This window comes from Pseudomonas luteola NBRC 103146 (genome assembly GCF_002091675.1).
Taxonomy (GTDB): Bacteria; Pseudomonadota; Gammaproteobacteria; order Pseudomonadales; family Pseudomonadaceae; genus Chryseomonas; species Chryseomonas luteola.
This window is the reverse complement of record NZ_BDAE01000059.1, coordinates 1-4404: the sequence shown is the minus strand read 5'-3', so window position 1 is coordinate 4404 and position 4404 is coordinate 1. Positions and strand designations below refer to the sequence as shown.

Annotated in this window: 3 protein-coding genes and 2 pseudogenes; all 5 read right to left on the bottom strand. The window is 53.5% G+C overall.

Translation table 11 applies throughout. The features are described from left to right. The coding region (locus tag PLU01S_RS24855) for a methyl-accepting chemotaxis protein (RefSeq protein WP_139804003.1) at positions 1 to 1071 on the bottom strand (1071 nt) is incomplete at its 3' end. Positions 1072 to 1089: 18 nt separating this feature from the next. After that, positions 1090 to 1650: a chemotaxis protein CheW gene (locus PLU01S_RS24850; protein ID WP_074828537.1), complete on the bottom strand. Its 561-nt coding sequence runs from the start codon at positions 1648 to 1650 to the stop codon at positions 1090 to 1092. Positions 1651 to 1653: 3 nt separating this feature from the next. Next, positions 1654 to 2526 (bottom strand): annotated as a pseudogene (locus tag PLU01S_RS26740) (methyl-accepting chemotaxis protein); the annotation flags it as partial. Positions 2527 to 2583: 57 nt separating this feature from the next. Further along, positions 2584 to 3831, bottom strand: a pseudogene (locus tag PLU01S_RS26735) (MCP four helix bundle domain-containing protein); the annotation flags it as partial. A gap of 92 nt (positions 3832 to 3923) precedes the next feature. Beyond that, positions 3924 to 4404 (bottom strand): methyl-accepting chemotaxis protein (locus PLU01S_RS24840; protein ID WP_244901226.1); only part of this gene is annotated, 481 nt, incomplete at its 5' end.

Sequence of the window (4404 nt, the reverse complement as noted above, 5' to 3'; positions counted from 1 at the left end):
AATACCAATCTTGTCGGCAATGGTCTTCATGGCTGCAACTGTGTCTTTCACGGCCTTGCCACCTTCGGCTGCTTCCTGGGCGGCCTTGCTGGCCATGCCGTCAGTCACCTTGGCATTCTCGGTATTCTGGGCAATGGAGGCGGACATCTGCTCCATGGACGCGCTGGTTTCTTCAACCGATGCGGCCTGTTCAGAGGAAGCTTGACTCATGCTTTGTGCTGTAGCGGAAACCTGCTCTGAGGCACTGGACAGCGCATCGGCAGAGCCCCGCACTTCACTAATAATATAAGCCAGTTTGTCTGTCATGCCTTTGATAGCCGCGAGCATGCTAGTGGTATCACCAGGCTTGGTCACAACATTGACGCTCAGCTCACCTGCAGCAACGCGGCTAACAACTTCAGCAGCATAGGCCGGTTCGCCACCTAATTGCTTGATGAGACTGCGGGCAATAACGAAGCCCAGGATCATGGCAATGATAACCGCCACGATGCCGATACTGATCATAAGCACGCGCGCCGACTCAAAGGACTCAGTTGCCTGGACGCCCGCCTTATCCATTTCATCCTTCATGAACTGATTCAGCGATTCAAGCGACTCAACAAAGAGGTTATTCGTTGGCGTGAATTCGGTCAGCAGGTACTGTACGGCTTGGTTGTGATCCGTTTCTGCTAACTTGTACAAAGGCTCATATTTGCCTTGTAACATTTCACGCTTGGCAACAACTTCCTTAAAGCGCTTGATTCCTTCTTCAGAATAGATGCTCTGCTCAAGCTTCTTCATAATTTCAGCATTGGCCGCGCGATACTTCTGTATACGCTCCTTGTATTCCTGATTTTTGCTTGCGTCATCGACCAACAAAATATTACGAATCAGACGCCCCACATTGAGCGTGTTCTGAATCAGATTATTAGCCATCTCGGTCTTTGGAAAACGATCCAAAGACATCGTGTCCGACGACTTTTTCATGGCCGCCATATTAACGACGCCCACTAGAATCACGATGACAAGCAGAGCGACGACTGTGCCAAAGCCCAAGGCAAGCTTGGTGGTAACGCGCATGTTTCTAAACATGGCTATGACTCCGAAAGGTTACAACGAGCGCTGCGGAAGCGCTGCACGCGCGCTACCGAAGGCCATAGCGGTTTCTGGGGTTTTGACAAGTCCTGCGATTTCGCTGATAGACAGCACTTGGCTGACGTTCATCAGTACCACGAACTCGTCCTTGATCTTGGCAATGCCCTGAATGAAGTCAGTCCGGATGCGGCTGCCGAAAGCCGGAGTTGGACGGACATGCTCCAGAGGTATTTCAAGCACTTCACTTACAGCATCAACCACCACGCCAATGACTTGGGATTGATCGTCATCTACAGTCTCGAGGATGACGACGCAGGTCCGCGATGTAACAGCCGTACGAGTGCCTCCGAACCGTGCTTCCAGATCAATGACTGGCACGACGGCGCCGCGCAGGTTGATTACCCCGCAGATAAACGCTGGCATCAGCGGAACGACAGTAAGCTGGCCGTATTCAATAATCTCCCGTACGCACAGCGTATCCACGGCAAAGGTCTCACCGTTTACTACAAAGGTCAGGTGTTGACGCTCGGCTTCACCGCTTGAAGAGAGCAACGCAGTAGTCACATCGGTACTCATGTCTTATTCCTCGAACCGGACGAATCCTTCCGGTGACGAGCCTGTACGAAGTGGACGTTGCGCCATGACCCGCTCCTTGCTATGGCTCGGCTTGCTAGAAACCGGCCTTACATGATCAATGGCGCGCTGCAAATCGGCTGCGGCACGATGGGCTGAGAAGAAGCTCATCAGTTGCTGCAGTTTTTCTGCTTGGCTACTCATTTCTTCGGCCGTTGCCGCCAATTCTTCAGAGGCCGAAGCATTTTGTTGAGTAATTTGATTGAGCTGACCCATTGCGGAGTTGATTTGGCCTACACCTGAGGTTTGCTCTTCGGATGCAGCAGCGATTTCCTGTACCAGGTCGGACGTCTTGGTAATCGACGGAACGATCTGATCCAGCAGCGTGCCTGCCCGCTCGGCCAAGGCAACGCTGCCCTTGGCCACGTTGCCAATTTCCTGAGCGGCAACCTGGCTACGCTCGGCCAGCTTGCGTACTTCAGCTGCCACAACCGCAAAGCCCTTGCCATGCTCACCGGCACGTGCGGCTTCAATCGCCGCGTTCAAGGCCAGCAGGTTGGTCTGATAGGCAATGTCGTCCACAATGCCGATCTTCTCGGCAATGCTTTGCATAGCAGAAGTGGTTTCACGAACCGCCTGACCACCCTCAACGGCTTCTTTAGCAGCCTGGCTGGCCATGCCATCAGTAACCTTGGCGTTTTCGGTATTCTGAGCAATGGAAGCAGACATCTGCTCCATGGACGCGCTGGTCTCTTCAACCGATGCCGCTTGCTCAGAGGACGCCTGGCTCATGCTTTGCGCCGTAGCTGAAATTTCTTCTGACGCACTGGCCAATGCATCGGCCGAATCACGCACATCCATAATGATCTGGGACAGCTTGCTGACGGTGCTGTTGACCGAATGCTTGAGTTCCAAGAGCTGACCTTGGTAATCGCCTTGAATCGTACGGCCTAGGTCGCCGTTTGACAGCGCCCCCATGACGTCCATGGCTTCGCTTAATGGTGCAACGATGGCGTCCAATGTGCCATTGACGCCTTCGATGATCCGGCGGAAGTCACCTTGGTGCTGGGAAGCGTCGGCTCGCTCATCGAGCTGACCAGCTATTGCCGCCTGACTGAGTTGCTGGGTATCGGTAATCAGGGCCTTGATGTTGGCACGTACCTGCTCAATGTTATCGTTAATGAATGCTTTCTTGCCCGGCAGGCGGGCTAGAGGCGCGTCCAGGTTGCCTTCACCAAAGCCTTTTACGCAGGCCATTGCACTACGCTGGTCATCGATATGGCCCTTGACCATATCGTTCACGCCTTGCGCCATTGTGCGGTAGCTACCCTCGAAGCGATCAGCCGGAATGAAGGTATCGGTCTCGCCCTTGTCGTGCTCGGTGGACATGCGATTCATTTCATTGAGCAGGCCGCGTAAGGTTTCCACCATACGGCTCATGGCTGCCATGAGGCTGGTAGAGTCGCCTGCTTTCAACGCAATCTCATTAGGCAGATCACCGGCCGCAACATGATTGGCCATGGCAGCAACGTCGGCGGGTTCGCCACCTAACTGCCGAAGCAGGCTGCGGGTAATGACAAAGCCGATCAGGCCTACGGCTACCAGTGTAGCCAGCGCAATCATGATAGAGATAAGGGTGGCAGTTCCTTTCAGGCTTAGTGCGGTCGCGGCGCCTTCCTTACCGAGTTGCTCATTGAATCTGACGTGAGCATCAAGTGCCTGGCTAACTTTTTCAATGACTTGAAGATTTTCCAAGAGCATTGATTTAGCTTCCTCAGTACGGTTTTCCCGTGACAAGGGCAGCACCTTGTTTTCTAGCTCTCTCAGTCCTTTTAACGCTTCACGATCGCTAGCCAGCAACTGGCGGTCCTGATCGTTTGACAGTAGGGTTTCATAGTGCTTCAAACTCTGGTCAATATCCGTGCGAATAGACGCCAGTGTCTCATCGACTTGCGCCATTTGAGCCGCGTCAGTGCTCAATATGTGCACGTAAAAACTTTTGATGGAGCTATCAACACTCCGGCTAATCTCATTGATCGCCAATAGGCTAGGCACTGTATTGTCATTGCCATAGTTAGCCGCCTGGAATACACGGTCGATCTGGTACTGACCTGTCCCTGCCAATAGCACAACGCCAAACAGGGCTGAGCACACCAGAAGAAGCATTTTCTTTGAAACAGTCATGATCAGCCTCACAGGTAAGCCTCTGGCCAACCTGGGTTAGATATCTAGATAGAAGGGACGCCTGAGGAAGATGCAGGCGCCCTGTATGATCATCAGCTCTGGAAGCGGATGAAGCCTTCCGGTAACGCTCCAGATGCCGTTGCAGCATGCGGATGAGCCTGAGCTTTAATGCGTACCTGCTCCGTGAGTGGACGAACATGATCCATCGCACGTTGAAGGTCTGCCGTAGCCGTGTGGCCATTGCTACTGAAAAAGCTCATCAGACGCTGCAGTTGTTCAGCCTGACTGCTCATTTCTTCGGCTGTAGCGGCCAACTCTTCAGAGGCTGAAGCATTTTGTTGCGTAATTTGGCTCAACTGGCCCATGGCTGCATTGATCTGGCTGACACCTGAGCTCTGCTCCTCTGATGCGGCCGCAATCTCTTGAACCAGATCGGAGGTCTTGCCGATCGAGGGTACGATTTCGTCCAGCAACGTACCGGCACGTTCGGCAAGGTCTACGCTGCCCTTGGCCACGTTGCCAATTTCCTGAGCGGCAACCTGACTACGCTCGGCCAGCTTGCGCACTTCAGCC